Source organism: Paenibacillus sinensis, assembly GCF_019904155.1.
GTDB classification, from domain to species: Bacteria; Bacillota; Bacilli; order Paenibacillales; family Paenibacillaceae; genus Paenibacillus_AQ; species Paenibacillus_AQ sinensis.
In genome coordinates, this window is record NZ_JAHCMB010000026.1 from 13,161 (window position 1) to 29,555 (window position 16,395).

Below are 16,395 nucleotides of genomic sequence, written 5' to 3' on the forward strand. Positions count from 1 at the left end.
ACAGATCGGCATACGGAGGTGTAACAGTTGGAAGGACAAGGCGATACAGTCACCAAGCACGAGCAGCTGCTGCAGCATATCGAGCAATTAAAGATCGGCACCAAGATCTCGGTCCGGAAGCTGGCCAAGGAGATGGCGGTCAGTGAAGGCACCGCTTACCGTGCGGTCAAGGAAGCGGAGAATCTGGGCATTGTCATTACCAAGGAGCGCATCGGGACCGTACGGGTTGAGAAGAAGCCCAGAGGCATTTCGGAACAGCTGACGTTCGGCGATGTGGTTGATATTGTCGAAGGCCATGTACTCGGCGGAGCCGGGGGGTTGGACAAGCCATTACATAAATATGTGATCGGGGCGATGAAGATCGACGCCATGATCCGCTATATCGACGCCGACAGTCTGCTGATCGTGGGCAATCGCGACGACGTGCATTCGCTCGCGCTGGAGCAGGGAGCGGGCGTGCTCGTCACCGGCGGCTTCGGCTCAAGCCGCGAGGTCAAGGAGCTTGCAGACAAGCTGGATCTGCCGGTTATTTCGTCGCGGCACGATACGTTTACTGTGGCCTATATGATCAACCGGGCGATCTTTGACCGCCTGATCAAGAAGAAAATCATGCTGGTCGAGGATATCGTCGAACACAAGCCGCGCATCAGCACCTTGAAAGTGACGAGCACCGTGGGAGAACTGCTCCGGCTGTCCAAAGAGAGCGGCGAGCAGCGCTTCCCGGTCACCGACGAGTGGAACCGGGTCATCGGAATTGTCGGCCGCCGGGACGTGGAAGACCTGCCGGAGGATCAGGCCATCGAGAAGATGATGATCCGCGGCCCGGTAACGGCAGCGCTGCAGACTTCGCTTGCGTCGGCGGCCCAGATCATGATGTGGGAGGGCATCGACTTTCTGCCCATCATCGACCGCAACCGCAAGCTGGTCGGCACGGTTACCCGCAAGGAGGTTCTGCAGAGCCTCCGGGATGTCCGCAATCAGCCCCAGATGGGCGAGACGTTCGACCATCTCATCTGGAACGGCTTCGCCGAAGACCGGGATGAAGAGGGACGGCTCTTCTTTCATGGCTTCATCACGCCCCAGATGGCCAGCGATCTCGGCACCATTTCGGAGGGCGTGATTTCGACGCTGATGATGCATTCCGCCATTAAGGCGGCCAAGGAATTGACGGGAAGGGATTATGTGCTGGACAATATGTCCACGTATTTTGTCCGTCCGGTTCAGATCGAGGACTCTGTGATTATTACGCCGAGGCTGCTGGAGAGCAGCCGCCGGACCTGCAAGCTGGAAATCGAAATCAGCCACCATGACAGTCTGGTTGCCAAGGCGGTCATGATGCTGCAATCGATCGATCACGGGTAAGCCGCGAGTCCCACACCGCTTACTATGCTATAGCGCGCCAGCATCTTTATGAAGATGCGGCGCGCTATTTTTGCGTCCGGGAGCCAATTGTCATCAGGTAAATACTGGGAAAATAGTATCTTACACCTTCGTATATCCATACCCCCTCTTAAGGATTACACGGCATGATCTTCTGGGAGGGCGGCATTGGTGCGAAAGTTGACATTTCCGGCGTTATTATTGCAAACGTAAAATCGATTATTTAGAATTGGAACAAAGCAAGAGCGGTTTTCAGAAAATTTCCTGTCAGCTCTCCCTTTTTCTTGTAGCAGAGCCTATTCTTTTGCCGACTTCGGCTACCCAAGGATAAACGGCTTGCGGCGTCCCATGACGCCGGGCGTTTACCGAGAAATGGAAGACAATGATGAGCGCCAGACTTATGCATTCTTCCGTTTCGAAAAAGTAAGGAACGGCCCCATTACCAGCGGAAGGGATGAAGAAATGAAACGGTTAATGATCAACGCTTATACGAAGCTGAATCTCGGAGACGACCTCTTCGTCAAGCTGCTATGCGAGAGATATCCCGATACCCATTTTGTTCTGCCCGCAATGGGCGAGTACAGAACTTGTCTCGGATCACTGCCCAATCTCAGCATCTATCCGATCGAATCGGTCTGGGTGCGGGGCGCCCGCAAGCTCCTGAAGAGCTTCAAGAGCATCGAGGTGCAGAAGCTGCTGCTGCAGAGGCTCGCGAGGCGCTGCGACGGCGTTGTGCAGATCGGCGGTTCCGTCTTCATGCAGGGCAAGAACTGGGTGCGCGATTACAATTGGAAGCAGCAGATTTTCGATCCAGCCAAGCCTTATTTCGTGATGGGCGCGAACTTCGGTCCTTACCGGGATGAGGTGTTCTACGAGAAGCACCGGGAACTCTTCTCCGGCTATACGGATGTTTGCTTCCGTGATGAGTATTCCTACGAGCTGTTCCGTGATCTTGGGAATGTAAGGCTGGCGCCGGATATTGTCTTCCAGCATCCCAAGCCCGATACCGCCGGAGGCGAATCGGTCGTCATTTCCGTAATCAAGCCTTCAGAGCGGGAGAACCTGAAGGATTTGGACACCATTTATTACGAGAAAATCAGGGATATCGCGGTCGCCTTCATTCTGGAAGGCTATGACGTCTCGCTGATGTCGTTCTGCGAGTATGAGGGAGACGAGGAGGCGGTCCGGAGTATCTATGCCATGATCCCGGATACCTTCCACAGCCGGACGGAGATGTTCTTCTACCGGACGAACCTCGAGGACGCCATTTCTCTGCTCGCCTCATCGGGCATGATTGTAGCGACGCGGTTCCATGCGATGATTCTCGGGTGGGTATTCGGCAAGCCGGTCTTTCCGATTGCTTACAGCAGCAAGACGATCAATGTGATGAAAGACGCCAGCTTTGAAGGCGCTTATGCCGACTTGAAGTCGATTGCGTCTCTCGAGCCCGAGACGGTTGTCCGCAGTCAGGAGACAAACAGGCTTAATGTATCGGTACTGGCCGCCCAGGCGGAGAAGCACTTCCTGGAGCTGGACAAATACTTGGGAAGAAGCCAGGACGTGGCAGAGGTCACTTCGGCCCTGAATCCGGGCATGCTTGCAAGGAGGGGCCATGAAAGCTAAACGGAGCATTCTCAACCTGGTCTTCGGCCTGGGAAGTCAAATCATCACGATTGTCCTCAGCATTTTTATCCCCAGACTGATCATGGTCAATTACGGGTCGGAGGCGAACGGTCTCGTCTCGTCGGTTGTCCAGATTATCGCCTACCTGGCGCTTCTTGAGGCAGGCGTCGGCTCGGCTTCGCTTCAGGCACTGTACAAGCCGATTGCGCAGAGCGACCGGGGCGGCATTAATTCCATTCTGTCCGCCACAGCCATGTATTACCGGAAGACCGGCTTCTACTACCTGATTTCCGTCATCGGCATCGCGGCGATCTACCCGTTCGCAGTCAAGTCGGATCTCGCCGCATGGCAGGTCATGGCGATCGTGCTGTTCAACGGCCTCGGCGGGGCGATCAACTATTACTTCCAGGGCAAATTCAGAGTGTATCTGCTGGCGGAGGGCAAGAGCTATGTGGATACCTCCGTGGTGACAATAGGCAACATCATCAACAGTCTCGTGCGCATCATATTGCTGCTGCAGAGCGTGGACATCGTGCTCGTGCAGGCGTCGTTCTTCGCGGTGACGCTGCTGCAGATGGTGGTGTTCCACATCTATAAGAAGAAGCACTACCACTGGCTCGATTTCAACCAGAAGCCCAATCTGGAAGCGATCAACCAGAAGAATTTCGTGCTTGTCCACGAGCTGAGCTATATGATTTTCCGCAACACGGATGTGATTGTGCTGACCTTCTTCACCAATCTGAAAATCGTCAGCGTGTACGTTATGTACAATATGGTGTTCACGATCATCGACAACATCGTCAACACCGTGAATACAAGCTTCCGGTTCGTGCTGGGGCAGAGCTATCATGAGGGCAAATCCAGGTTCATCAAGCTGTATGACGCCTATGAGCTGTACTTTATGGCGTTCGTCTTCTCGCTGCTGACCGTAACCTATATTCTGATTCTGCCGTTCATCACCCTGTACACGACGGGCGTCAACGATGTGGATTATGTTCTGTACTGGCTGCCGATCCTGTTCGTTGTCCAGAAGCTGCTGATCAATGCGCGCTCCTCTGCGAACAATGTGATCAATATCGCCGGCCATTTCAAAAATACGCTGGGCCGCTCGCTGCTCGAATCAGGCATCAATCTGGGCGCGTCGCTGATACTGGTGCAGTTCATGGGGCTCTACGGCGTGCTGCTCGGGACGGTGGCCGCGCTGCTCTACCGGTCCGCGGACATTATTCTATACGCCAACCGTAGACTTATGGAGCGCAGCCCGTGGAAGACGTTCCGCAGATGGCTGACCAATATCGCTGTGTTCGCCGGCATCGTGTATCTGTATCACTTCGTCGATTATCAGTTTAATTCATACGTATCGATTATTCTGGGGGCAATCGTGCTCGGAGTGATCATCCTTCCGGTCTATCTCGCCGTGTCCTCCATTCTGGAACGCGAGGTATTCCTGTACGGGCTTGGTCTCTTCAAGGACATCGGCCTCAAGGTCAGAGCCAAATTCGTTCCCGGCAAGGTCAAAGTCAGCGGATAAAATGAGCGGCTGGCTTAGAGCCGGATTCGCAGTCGCAACATACGTCATCAGGAGGGGTAATTATGGAGCAACGAGTGGAACGGATGCAGGCCTGCCGCCAATTCCTGACCGGCGCGGCACGCGAAGCCGGAGAGGCGGCGGGACAGCCGGGCAAGCGGGACTGGAACGCGCGGCTTCAAGCGCTGATCGGTGACGAGCAGTCCGGCGTGCAAGAAGAAATGACGGCTCTGGCGAAGGTCGTCGCCCGTCAGGCTGACGGCAGAGACGCTCCGGAGGTGCTCCGGTTCTATCTCGACCGGAGATTCGGGCTGGGGGAATCGGATGAAGCGCAGATCCTTGAGGGGCGGCTGGCCGATCTGAGGAGCAGCCTGACACCCGTTCCGGCGGACGGCGGTCTGCCGGACGGTGAGGCCGCTTCCAAGGTCAGCGTCATCATTACGACCTACAACCGCAAAGCCTTTCTGCGCCAGGCGATCGAGAGCATTCTGGCCCAGGATTATCCCCATAAAGAGGTTACGGTCATCGACGACGCCTCCACTGACGGCACCGATGAGATGATGGAAGAGGCCTTCGGGGGAGAGAGCCGGGTCATCTATATGCGCAACAAGAGCAACCGCGGACCGGGAGCGAACCGGCTGGAGGCTTTTACCGCCCATGGAGACGGCGAATACATCCTGTTCCTGGATGATGACGATTATTTGATCGACCCCGGTTATTTCAGCAGGGCGGTTGCTTTTCACAAGAGAGTGCCTGGCCTGAGCTTTGTAGCCGCCAACGTCTTTCTGGAATATTCGGCCAGCGGCCGCCTGCAGCTGCAGGAGATCGGCCTTGCCGAGGTGACCGACCGGCGTTCATATTTTCTCAATTTCGAGCGTCCGGGCTACGGGAAGCCGGCCTCGACTCTGACGACGATCTTCCGGCGGGAAGCGCTGCTGGATATGGACATTTTTCAAATGAACATGGTCAATGACGCGTCGATTTATTTGCGCTCCTTGCTGGTGGGCGACGCGGGCTTCATCGATTCGACGGCTGGCGTATACCGGATACACGGCAATAATATCACCTTCAATCTGACACGCGACTTCCTGGTGCGGAATCTCGAGGAGAAGCGCATGATCCGCAACCTGGCTGTCGACCGGTACAGCTACCGCAGCTCCGAAATGACCGGCTGGTTCAACAATACAGCATATGACACAATCGTTTATTATTTGCGTAATTCCGCCAAGACGACGGATGATTATACGTATATGTACGCATGGACGCGCAGCAATTGTCCCGACATTTACGGCAAGATCAAGCAGGAATTCCGGGGCCGGCTCATGAAGAAGCAGATTCTCCGCTTTCCGCTTGTGCGCAAATTAATTGGAAGATAGGTCTAAGGAAAGACCTCTTAAGCGGACCCCCGATCTGCCAGGTGCAGAGAAGGGGTCCGTTGTGCTGAGAGGCTGGCCGTAATGATGAGCAACTTTATTCCGGAATCGGGAGCCGCTGATCCGCGGACCGAATGCTTCACAGCCGGGTATGCGGCGCGATTTCCACCCAAATCTGCAGGACACCTTCCACGACGAGCATGGTGCGGATCTTGACGCTGTATTCTTTGTCACGCACGATGTATATTTTACCGCTGAGCAGCAGGCGGGCCATCTTGCTGTCTTCGTCGATCTCATAGACGCTCCGTCCCCGCATCGGCTCAAGATCCGCGCTCATGTTCCGGAGTATATCCTTGACGGTCGCGGAGTTGAGGCCGGAATTCTCTTTGGTTCCTGTACTTTCTGCCCGGATTCGGATTTCCTTGATTACGGATGAGCTGTCTTTGTACTTTTTCAGTGTCTGGATATCTTTCTCATACTGCTCTAATTGGTCGTGCAGATCCTGATTCTCCAGCCACAGCGTGTTGAAGCCGATATGGTATACCGCATTGTACACTCCGCAGCCGATGACCATGCCGAGAACAAAGACCGCCGACAGCTGGGAGAAACGGCGGAACTGCCGGAAGGGCGGAACTCTCATGGCGCTACCCCCTGCCGCAAACCCATTTGACGAGCTCGCTGCCCATATGCGCTCCTAGGAAAGCGAAGACCAGATACAGAATCTGCTTGATCGCCGGCGACAGATTGCCCCCAAGCATATTGCTCTCGATGACCCGCATGGGGTCGATGGTTCCGCCGACAGCGGCGGCCAGCGCCCAGATTTTGATCCGGTCGGCCACATCAAGCATCGTAAGCGTCGGAGGCTGCAGCGACACGACGGCCCCGATGCCTCCCAGAATCGAACCGCCCACCACGATGCCGAAGGCGATGAAGAAATCGAGGACGGCCTTGCTTAAGAAGATGTTCATAAAGTCCTCCTTGTCTGGGGACGCAGGTATCCCTATCCCACGCCTGTCCCGGTGCTCTTCCTTCATTCTATGGGCCTTGGCCCCTTCAATATGATAAAATGGAGTTATGGACTTTAACGAAAAAGGAAGTGGGATCATGAGCCCTTTCGTGCATCTGCATGTGCACAGCGAATACAGTTTATTGGACGGAGCTGCGCGAATCGGCGATCTGGCTCGCCGGGCCGGCGAGTACGGGATGAAGGCGCTGGCGCTGACCGATCACGGCGTTATGTACGGGGCGATCCCTTTCTATAAAGCATGCCGCGAGCACGGAATCAAGCCGATCATCGGCTGCGAGGTATATCTGACGGCGGGCTCCCGCCGGGAGCGGGGCAGCCGGAAGGACCAGCCGATATATCACCTGATTCTGCTGGCGAAGAATGAAGAGGGATATCGCAATCTGATGCGGCTTGTATCAATCGGACATCTGGAAGGCTATCACTATAAGCCGAGAATCGACATGGAAGCCCTTGCGGCCCATTCGGAAGGACTGATCTGCCTCAGCGCCTGCCTCGGCGGCGAAATTCCCCAGCATCTGCTTCACGGGCGGGATGCGGAGGCGAAGCAGGCAGCGCTCCGGTACAAGGAGATTTTCGGCGAGGACTTCTATCTGGAGCTTCAGGACCACGGCATTCCCGAGCAGAAGCGGGTCAATCCGAAGCTAATCGCGCTGGCCGAGGATACAGGCATTTCCCTGACGGTTACGAACGATGCGCATTATTTGACCCGGGAGGATGCGGAGGTTCAGGACGTGCTGATCTGCATTGGCACAGGCAAAACGGTGGACGATGAGGAACGCTTCCGCATCGGAACGGATCAGCTGTATCTAAAGAGCGCAGAGGAGATGGAGGCTCTGTTCCCGCATGTGCCCCAGGCCATCGAGAACACGGCCGCCATAGCGGACAAGTGCAATCTGGAGCTGGAGTTCGGGCGGCATATTCTCCCCGAGTTCTCGCCAATTCCGGAGGGGCTGGACGCAGCCGGCTACCTGAGACAGCTGTGCGAGGCGGGCCTTGAAGAGCGCTATGCGAATACACCCGACTGGGAGAACAGTGAGAAGAAAGCTGCCGCTGCCGAGCGGCTGGGGTATGAGCTCGGCGTTATCGAGAGCATGGGCTTCTCCGATTACTTCCTGATTGTCTGGGATTTCATCGCCTTCTGCCGGCGGGAGGGTATCGCCACAGGCCCCGGAAGAGGCTCTTCGGCGGGCAGTCTCACGGCTTACTGTCTGCATATCACGGATGTTGACCCGCTGAAATACAACCTGCTCTTCGAGCGCTTTCTGAACCCGGAGCGGATTACGATGCCCGATATCGATATCGACTTCAGCGACGAGCGCCGGGACGAGGTGATATCCTATGTCTCCCGCAAATACGGCGAGGAGCATGTCGCGCAGATTATCACTTTCGGAACGCTGGCCGCCAGGGCCGCTGTCCGCGATGTGGGACGGGCGCTGAATCTGCCTTACGGCGAAGTCGACAAGGCTGCTAAGCTCATTCCGGGCACGCTCGGCATCAGCATCTCGCGGGCACTTGATACAAGCCCCGATCTTAAGGCGCTGTACGACGGGAACCCGCGGACCCGCGATCTTCTGCGGATGGCGATGAAGGTGGAGGGCATGCCCAGACACGCTTCGACACATGCCGCAGGCGTTGTCATTTCACGCGGGCCGCTCACCGATGCCGTTCCGCTCCAGGAGGGGAGCGAAGGCACTTCGCTGACCCAATATTCCATGGAGAATCTGGAGAGCGTCGGACTGCTGAAGATGGACTTCCTGGGTCTTCGGACACTGTCGATTATCGAGCGGACGATGAAGTGGACCCTCGAGATGACCGGCAGCATGCCGGATTTCCGGACTATTCCGGACAATGACGAAGCGACCTACGCCATGCTGGGACATGGCGAGACGACCGGTGTGTTCCAGCTGGAGTCGGCGGGCATGCGCCGCGTGCTGAAGGAGCTCCGTCCGACCGTATTTGAAGACATTATCTCCGTGCTGGCGCTGTACCGGCCGGGACCAATGGAGTTTATTCCCAAATATATTCAGAGCAAGCACGGGCTTACGGAAGTGGATTATCCCCATCCCGATCTCATCCCGATCCTGTCCGACACCTATGGCATCATTGTCTACCAGGAGCAGATCATGCAGATCGCTTCGCTGATGGCGGGCTTCTCACTCGGAGAAGCGGACCTGCTGCGCCGTGCCGTGTCGAAGAAGAAACGGGAGACACTGGACCGCGAGCGGGCCCACTTCGTCCAGGGCAGCCTGAAGATGGGCTACAGGGAAGAGGACGCGAACGCGGTCTATGACATGATCGTCCGCTTCGCCGACTACGGCTTCCCGAGAGCTCATGCCGCCGCTTACGGCGTGCTGGCCTTCCAGACGGCCTATCTGAAGACCCATTACCCCGTCCAGTTCATGGCCTCCATGCTGACGGCCGTCATGGGCGTCCACCGCAAGGTGGCGGAGTATGTGCTGGAATGCCGCCGGATGGGCATCGGTGTGCTGCCTCCCGATGTGAACGAGAGCGGCGTGCTCTTCACGCCGGTTCACGGAGAATCCGGCGGAGCCGGGCATATCCGGTTCGGCCTTGCCGCGATCAAGAATGTCGGTACTCTCGCCGTCGACAGTATTCTGGAAGCAAGGCAGGAGCGGCCCTTTGACAGCCTGCTCGATTTCTGCCGCCGGGTGGACCTCCGGCTGTGCAACAAGCGGGTCGTCGAGTCGCTGATCCAGGCGGGCGCTTTCGACAGTCTACCCGGCCACAGGGCCCAGCTGCTAGCCATGCTGGACGAGACGACGGATGCCGCGGCCAAGTGGCGCAAGGAGCGGGAGGAGCTGCAAATCCAGTTGTTCGATGATCTCGTGGAGATGCCGAACTGGGATATCCGCTATCCCGATATTCCGAAGTTCACGGTTGGCCAGCAGCTGGAGCTGGAGCGCGAGCTGCTCGGCCTCTATCTGTCCGGCCATCCGCTGGACGACTACGAGCAGCTGCTGTCTGAGCCCGGCGTCCAGCGCCTGATGGACCTGGACGAGGTGGAGGATGAGAGCCAGGCGGTGACCGCAGGCATGGTCGTCTCCGTCAAGGAAATTATGACAAAAGCCGGCAAGGCGATGGCTTTTGTCGAATGGGAGGACCAGATCGAGCGCTGCGAGGTTGTGATGTTCCCCGAGGTGTGGAAGCGGAGCCGCTCCTATGTCGAGAAGGGAGCGCTCCTCGCCCTGCGCGCGAAGGTGCAGCAGCAGGACGAGGGCTTCAAGCTGCTGGCCGACGAGATCGCGCCGCTGGCCCAGGACACGCTGCACGCCCTGCTGCAGCGGCGCGCAGCCCTCGGCTCCCGGCCGCAGAGCCGCGGCCAGGGCGGCCCCGCCGCCGGTGCGCCGCGCGCAGGCGCACCGGCGGGAGCCGGGCGGACGGGTGGGGCATCGCCGTCCGCCGCAGGAGCCGTCCGCGCGGCAGCGCCGCGGACGGAGGCGCCGCAGGCCCGCGCGGAGGACGCGGGCCCGGCGGAGCCGGCGCGCGATGCCGGGGGCCGGCGCGCCTTCATCAAGATTACGGCCGCCGCGGAGGACGGCGGCCTGCTGCAGCAGCTGCAGGAGCTGCTGCAGAGCGCGCCCGGCGGCGTGCCGACGCTGCTGTTCTATGAGCGCGGCCAGCGGCTGATCGCGCTCAATGACAGCTATCGGATCGAGCCGTCGCCTGAGCTTGCGGGCCGCATCGAAGCGCTGCTGGGGCCTGGCACGCTTCGAATGAAATGAGCTGTTTGCATAAATCCACAAAGCGACTTCCGACCATCAATTACCAAGAACGTTTCTCCCCTTTCCCGCATACATTTAGGAAACTACAGGCTTTACACGAAATACAAGACGGTTAGCGCAGAGCGCTTGACACGAATCTTCGATTTCGCGGTAAACGCCTGGCGTCAATGGACGCCGTAAGGCGTTTATCCTTGCGGAAAGGGGTGTCGTTATGTCTTATGAGTTGGCAGTGAGCATGCTGGAGCGCAGGGGCGTAACTATAGAGGCGATCTCCGGGATCGTGCATACGCTGCAGTCGGCTTACTATCCGGACCTGGCACTGGAGGAGTGTGAAGCAAGTGTAATAGCTGTTCTCGGCAAAAGAGAGGTGCAGTACACGCTTATGACGGGCATTGCCCTCGACGAGCTGGCGGAGAAGAAGCTGCTGCCCCAGCCTTTGCAGGCGATCATGGAGGCCGACGAATCGCTATATGGCGCCGACGAGACGCTGGCACTTGGTATTACGGGCGTGTACGGTATGATCGGACTGACGGGATTTGGTTATCTGGACAAAACGAAACCCGGTGTTATCGGAATGTTAAATGGCAGAGCGGATGCCGTCCATGTTTTTCTGGACGATCTCGTAGCAGGCATCGCCGCTGCGGCTTCGGCCCGGATTGCGCACCGGCATGAAGGAGCGAATGTATACATCGTTTCCCCGGACGCTGCCGGGTCTTGAGGATGAAGCATGGGACCGCATCACGGTCCCTGAAAGCGGCTGACTGCTTTCTCCTTTGTTGCAGGAAAAAAGAAAACTATGTTATCATGGTTCCATTATACGGGATACGGCTTTGGATTCGAGATGAGGGAGGCCTCGTTAAAGGACATGTGGACGGTTATTTACATCGCGCCTACCGCGAAAGTAGCGGATATGATTAAGAGCAAGCTAACGGAAGAGGGCTTCCTGGTGAAAAGTCGTCCCATCAATATGTCCAAGCAGCAGTTCGAGATTCTGGTGCCTTCCCGCGAGCTTGAAGAAGTGCAGGAAGTGCTTAACCTGATTTTGCATCCCTAAACCAGAGATTACAGACATCATTAGAGCAGTCATGACAGCGTGAACGCTGCATAATGCAAAATAAACGGCTGAAGAGGTGCGCTCTTGTTCAAAGATTTGTTTCAGAAAAAACGGAAATACGCGACGGTACCTTCTCCGCTTCAGGAGCAGAAGGATGCGCCAGCGGAGGGAGAACGGCCAAAACGGGAAATTCCCGAGGGGCTGATGAGCAAATGTCCCAAATGCGGCTCGATCCAGTATAGCAAGGAACTGGAGAAGAATCTCAAGGTATGTCCGGCATGCGGCCATCATTTGCGGCTGAACGCTGTGGAACGGATCACCATGACGCTGGACCCGGGCAGCTTTATCGAGTTCGATGCGGGGCTTGCCCCGGTGGACCCGCTGCAGTTTCCGGGATACGCCACGAAGCTTGAGCAGCAGCAGCTCAAGACAGGCCAATTGGAAGGCGTAGTTACCGGACAAGGAAGTATAACCGGACGGCCGGTTATTGTCGCTGTTATGAACTTTGAATTTTTTACGGGCAGCATGGGCTCGGTGGTCGGGGAGAAGATTACCCGCGCCGTCGAAGAGGCAACTGAGAGACGTCTGCCGCTGATCATATTCTCCGCATCGGGCGGCGCCCGTATGCAGGAGAGCATCCTGAGCCTGATGCAGATGGCGAAGACCAGCGCGGCGCTGGCCCGTTTCGGGGAGTCGGGCGGATTGTACATATCCGTCATTACGGACCCGACGACGGGCGGCGTGTCGGCCAGCTTCGCTTCGCTGGGCGACATCAATATCGCGGAGCCGGGGGCCGTCTTCGGCTTCGCGGGACGCATCGTCATCGAACAGACGATCCGGCAGAAGCTGCCGGACGACTTCCAGACGGCTGAATTCAATCTGCAACATGGCCAGCTCGATCTGGTCGTGCACCGCAAGGAGATGCGCTCCATGCTCGGCAAACTGCTGGAGCTGCATGACGGGAAAGGGGGATTTTAGATGGCGGGGGACTTGCCTTTTGAAAAACCTCTCGTTGAAATGCGCAAAAAAATCGAAGAGCTGAAGCAGTTCGGGGAAGAGAAAGGGATTGATTTCGCCGATGAAATCGCCCGTCTCGAAGAGCGTTACCGGCTGCTGGAAGAGGAGATTTATTCCAATATTTCGCCGTCCCAGAAGATGCATCTGGCCCGGCATCACAGCCGTCCGACTTCGCTTGATCTTATCGAGCTTATCTTCACCGATTTCATCGAGCTGCACGGCGACCGCCTGTTCGGCGACGACCTGGCCGTTGTAGGCGGCATCGGGAAGCTTGACGGCGTGCCGGTCACCGTAATCGGCCAGCAGCGCGGCAAGGATACGAAGGACAACATTGCCCGCTTCTTCGGCAGCCCCCATCCCGAGGGCTTCCGCAAGGCGCTTCGTCTTATGCGGCAGGCGGACAAGTTCAAGCGTCCGATCGTCACCTTTGTCGATACGAAAGGCGCCTATCCCGGCAATACGGCCGAGGAGCGGGGGCAGTCGGAAGCGATTGCCCGCAATCTGCTTGAAATGTCCGCGCTCGGCGTTCCCGTGGTCTGCGTCGTGATCGGCGAAGGCGGCAGCGGCGGGGCGCTGGCCATGGCTGTAGGCAACCGGGTGCTGATGCTGGAGCACGCCATCTATTCCGCCATCTCGCCGAACGGCGCGGCCTCCATTCTCTGGAAGGATGCGTCCAAAGCCGATCAGGCGGCGGAAGCAATGAAGATTACCGCGTCCGATCTGCTGCGGATGGAAGTGGTGGAGGAAATGATTCCCGAGCCGAAGGGCGGGGCTCACCGCGATTACGAGGAGACGGCCGCCGTCATCAAGGAGGCCCTTCTGCGACATCTGCGCGAGCTTGCCGTTCTGGACGCGGACGAGCTGAGGGAGGACCGCTACCGGAAATTCCGGAAGATTGGCGAGTTCCAGGAGACTCAGCTGCCCGAGGAGACATTTACGGAGGAGCCGGCGCTCAGTCCGGAATAACCCTGCCCAAGAGGGCATGCCCGTCATACTGACACCAATAATACCAGAAGACCCCGAACCGGTTCGGGGTCTTTTCCTGTGGAGCGTGTGGAAGCGGGTTGTCAGGACTGCTGCCATCATAGGTGGTCACGGTTCAATAAACTTAAGAGATTACAGAAATTATATCCAGAGATTTCGCCTTGAATTTTTTAATGGCAGGGCGTTCTTTCGCAGGCATCTTGCCAAAAAAAGCCGTAAGGTCATTGATTTTGTCCGGCGCTTGCAGTAATATTCATAAGGGCGCAGTCTATACTGCATATGACATAGTTCCTATTCAAACAGGCAACTTTGTAGTAGATTTTGTAGTTGGAAAAAGTGAGACAGAGAGAAACAAAAAAACGGAGGAAAACCTAATGCGGAAAAGTAAAATTGTATGTACGATTGGTCCTGCAAGTGAATCGTTGGAGAACATCAAGAAATTGATTCTGGCTGGAATGAATGTTGCTCGCCTGAACTTCTCCCACGGTGATTTCGAAGAGCATGGAGCGCGCATCAAGACGATCCGTTCGGCATCGAAAGAACTGAACAAGACTGTTGCCATCCTGCTCGATACCAAGGGACCAGAGATTCGCACTGGCAAGCTGGAAGTGGAACCGATTGAACTGGTGCAGGACGAATATCTGACATTGACGACGGAAGAAATTCTTGGCGACAAGAACCGTATCTCCGTTACTTATTCGGATCTTCCAAGCGACGTTTCGGTAGGCTCCACGATCCTGATCGACGACGGCCTGATCGGGCTGACAGTTGTCGACATTCAAGGCACTGAAATCAAGACCCGCATTGTCAACGGCGGAACGATCAAGAGCAAGAAGGGCGTTAACGTGCCTGGAGTTGCCATTTCCTTGCCGGGCATTACGGAAAAGGACACCAACGATATCATTTTCGGGATTGAACAGGACATCGATTTTATCGCCGCTTCCTTCGTTCGCAAAGCCAGCGACGTTCTGGAAATTCGCGATCTTCTCGAGAGCCGTGGCGCTGGCCACATCCAAATCATCTCCAAAATTGAAAATCAGCAAGGTGTCGACAACCTTGATGAAATTCTTGCTGTATCCGACGGCCTGATGGTTGCCCGCGGCGACCTTGGCGTGGAAATTCCGGCGGAAGATGTGCCGCTGGCTCAGAAGCTCATGATCAAGAAGTGCAACATCGCCGGCAAGCCGGTTATCACAGCTACCCAGATGCTGGACTCCATGCAGCGCAACCCGCGTCCAACCCGCGCCGAAGCAAGTGACGTGGCTAACGCGATCTTCGACGGAACCGACGCTATCATGCTGTCCGGTGAGACGGCTGCTGGTAAATATCCGGTAGAATCCGTACTGACGATGTCCCGCATCGCCGAGAAAGCGGAATCCGCTCTGGATCATCGCGAAATCTTCCTGAAGCAGCAGATTGCCCAGGAAACGGCCGTTACGGAAGCGATCAGCCAATCCGTAGCGATCTCCGCGCTGGACTTGAACGCCGCTGCCATCCTGACTTCCACAGTAAGCGGACATACGGCTCGCGTCGTATCCAAGTACCGTCCGAAGTCCCCGATTATCGCCGTTACTCCACAAGAGAGAACGATGCGTCAGCTGGCGCTGGTATGGGGCGTGTTCCCGGTATATGGCGAGCCTGCCAACTCGACTGATGAGCTCCTTCAGGTAGCTGTTAAGGGCGGCAAGGCTTCCGGACTCGTAAAAGCCGGCGACCTGGCTGTTATCACAGCAGGTATTCCGTTCGGACATTCGGGTTCCACTAACCTGGTGAAGGTTGAGCAAATTACGGAATAGTCTGAAATTCCGAACCTGCTTTTCAGGCAATTTATGATAGCTTGTAACCCAAAAAGCAATGGCAGCTCCTGCCATTGCTTTTTGTGTGAAGTCGGGAGCAAAATGATTCAAGGAATGGCATATGGGAAGTCGGTCTGAGCTTACCCGAGGAAGGAGCCTGTCCACAGCTTCCGCTTCACAAGAAACGCATCTCCTGATGGAGAAGGACAGGAGGGAATCGCCACAATTTTGCGATCCTGAGTCAGGATACCGCCATCGGAGGGTGACAGTCGGGGATTCCTGCCGTTAACCTGGCAGTTGCGGAATGGTATGGAAGAGAACCAGGCCAATCGTGTTGTTCTTCCCTCGACTTGCGGTGCTTCAACGATCCACTCAGCCGAATTCCGGGGGCCGTTGTATGGCTGTACGGTACGGAAGGTCCAGCCTCTTGTGAGATTGCTCAGTGAGATGAACCATTTGCCTCTGTACAGCATCACGATCACGGCGCGCATCCGGTCGCCCGGATGGACAGGCTTGTGAATTACGGTCTCCTCCACAGGGAGAATTTCCCACCAAGCATAATAGCGGACGACACCCTCCACACATTCATGCCCTGTTCCGGTCTGGATCAGGCTGCCGTTATGAAATCCGTCGATGCCGATCCATGCGGAGGAATAAGCGGAGCGGGGGGTCCGCATTACGAAGGGAACGGTCCATTCGCCCGAGATTTGCCGGTAAACCCCATTTGACCCGGACAGGGCATAACCGACCCAGTTGCCTGAAACCCAGCCGAAGCCTTCCTTTTTGGCCAACTGCAGATAAGACTTGCCGTCCAGACGGGGCCGGGTGGAGCTGCGCTTGTTCGAAGAGTTCATCGTTCTTGTCATCGGT

13 protein-coding genes are annotated in these 16,395 nt (G+C 56.7%); 10 read left to right on the plus strand and 3 right to left on the minus strand.

The annotated features are described in order from the left end of the window. Positions 1-27: 27 nt before the first annotated feature. The 4 genes from KIH86_RS01890 to KIH86_RS01905 all read left to right on the plus strand — a co-directional run bounded on the left by KIH86_RS01890 (position 28) and on the right by KIH86_RS01905 (position 5,907). Positions 28-1,362: a DRTGG domain-containing protein gene (locus KIH86_RS01890; protein ID WP_223084824.1), complete on the plus strand. Its 1,335-nt coding sequence runs from the start codon at positions 28-30 to the stop codon at positions 1,360-1,362. Between the two features lie 480 nt (positions 1,363-1,842). Then, positions 1,843-3,003 carry a polysaccharide pyruvyl transferase family protein gene (locus tag KIH86_RS01895; RefSeq protein WP_223084819.1) on the plus strand — a complete coding sequence of 387 codons (1,161 nt, stop codon included), beginning with the start codon at positions 1,843-1,845 and terminating at the stop codon, positions 3,001-3,003. After that, positions 2,993-4,534, plus strand: coding sequence for a polysaccharide biosynthesis C-terminal domain-containing protein (locus KIH86_RS01900; RefSeq protein WP_223084818.1), 1,542 nt, complete (start codon positions 2,993-2,995; stop codon positions 4,532-4,534). The genes KIH86_RS01895 and KIH86_RS01900 overlap by 11 nt, the downstream gene beginning before the upstream one ends. 62 nt (positions 4,535-4,596) lie before the next feature. Next, positions 4,597-5,907, plus strand: a complete 1,311-nt coding sequence (locus KIH86_RS01905; protein WP_223084817.1) for a glycosyltransferase family 2 protein — start codon at positions 4,597-4,599, stop codon at positions 5,905-5,907. Positions 5,908-6,043: 136 nt separating this feature from the next. Here the strand turns inward: KIH86_RS01905 and KIH86_RS01910 are convergent, their stop codons facing one another. Next, positions 6,044-6,544 (minus strand): hypothetical protein, encoded by a 501-nt coding sequence (locus KIH86_RS01910; RefSeq protein ID WP_223084815.1) that lies wholly within the window; start codon positions 6,542-6,544, stop codon positions 6,044-6,046. 4 nt (positions 6,545-6,548) lie between these two features. After that, the gene (locus KIH86_RS01915; RefSeq protein WP_223084813.1) at positions 6,549-6,872 is read right to left on the minus strand and encodes a YtrH family sporulation protein; all 324 of its coding nucleotides are present in this window, start codon (positions 6,870-6,872) and stop codon (positions 6,549-6,551) included. A gap of 136 nt (positions 6,873-7,008) precedes the next feature. Here KIH86_RS01915 and KIH86_RS01920 point away from each other — a divergent pair, with 136 nt between their 5' ends. The 6 genes from KIH86_RS01920 (at position 7,009) to pyk (ending at position 15,525) form a co-directional block, all read left to right on the plus strand. Next, positions 7,009-10,674 carry a DNA polymerase III subunit alpha gene (locus KIH86_RS01920; protein WP_223084811.1) on the plus strand — a complete coding sequence of 1,222 codons (3,666 nt, stop codon included), beginning with the start codon at positions 7,009-7,011 and terminating at the stop codon, positions 10,672-10,674. A gap of 211 nt (positions 10,675-10,885) precedes the next feature. After that, positions 10,886-11,392, plus strand: a complete 507-nt coding sequence (locus tag KIH86_RS01925) for a phosphatidylglycerophosphatase A family protein (protein ID WP_223084805.1) — start codon at positions 10,886-10,888, stop codon at positions 11,390-11,392. A 147-nt stretch (positions 11,393-11,539) separates the two neighbouring features. Further along, positions 11,540-11,728, plus strand: coding sequence for a glutamate decarboxylase (locus KIH86_RS01930; protein WP_223086035.1), 189 nt, complete (start codon positions 11,540-11,542; stop codon positions 11,726-11,728). Between the two features lie 84 nt (positions 11,729-11,812). Beyond that, positions 11,813-12,706 (plus strand): acetyl-CoA carboxylase, carboxyltransferase subunit beta, encoded by an 894-nt coding sequence (gene accD / locus KIH86_RS01935; protein WP_223084804.1) that lies wholly within the window; start codon positions 11,813-11,815, stop codon positions 12,704-12,706. Continuing rightward, positions 12,707-13,711, plus strand: coding sequence for an acetyl-CoA carboxylase carboxyltransferase subunit alpha (locus tag KIH86_RS01940; RefSeq protein WP_223084802.1), 1,005 nt, complete (start codon positions 12,707-12,709; stop codon positions 13,709-13,711). It abuts the gene before it with no gap. 392 nt (positions 13,712-14,103) lie between these two features. Then, positions 14,104-15,525 carry a pyruvate kinase gene (gene pyk / locus KIH86_RS01945; RefSeq protein ID WP_223084801.1) on the plus strand — a complete coding sequence of 474 codons (1,422 nt, stop codon included), beginning with the start codon at positions 14,104-14,106 and terminating at the stop codon, positions 15,523-15,525. A gap of 140 nt (positions 15,526-15,665) precedes the next feature. Here pyk and KIH86_RS01950 read toward each other — a convergent pair whose 3' ends face one another. After that, the gene (locus KIH86_RS01950; RefSeq protein ID WP_235775220.1) at positions 15,666-16,391 is read right to left on the minus strand and encodes a G1 family glutamic endopeptidase; all 726 of its coding nucleotides are present in this window, start codon (positions 16,389-16,391) and stop codon (positions 15,666-15,668) included. Positions 16,392-16,395: the final 4 nt, after the last annotated feature.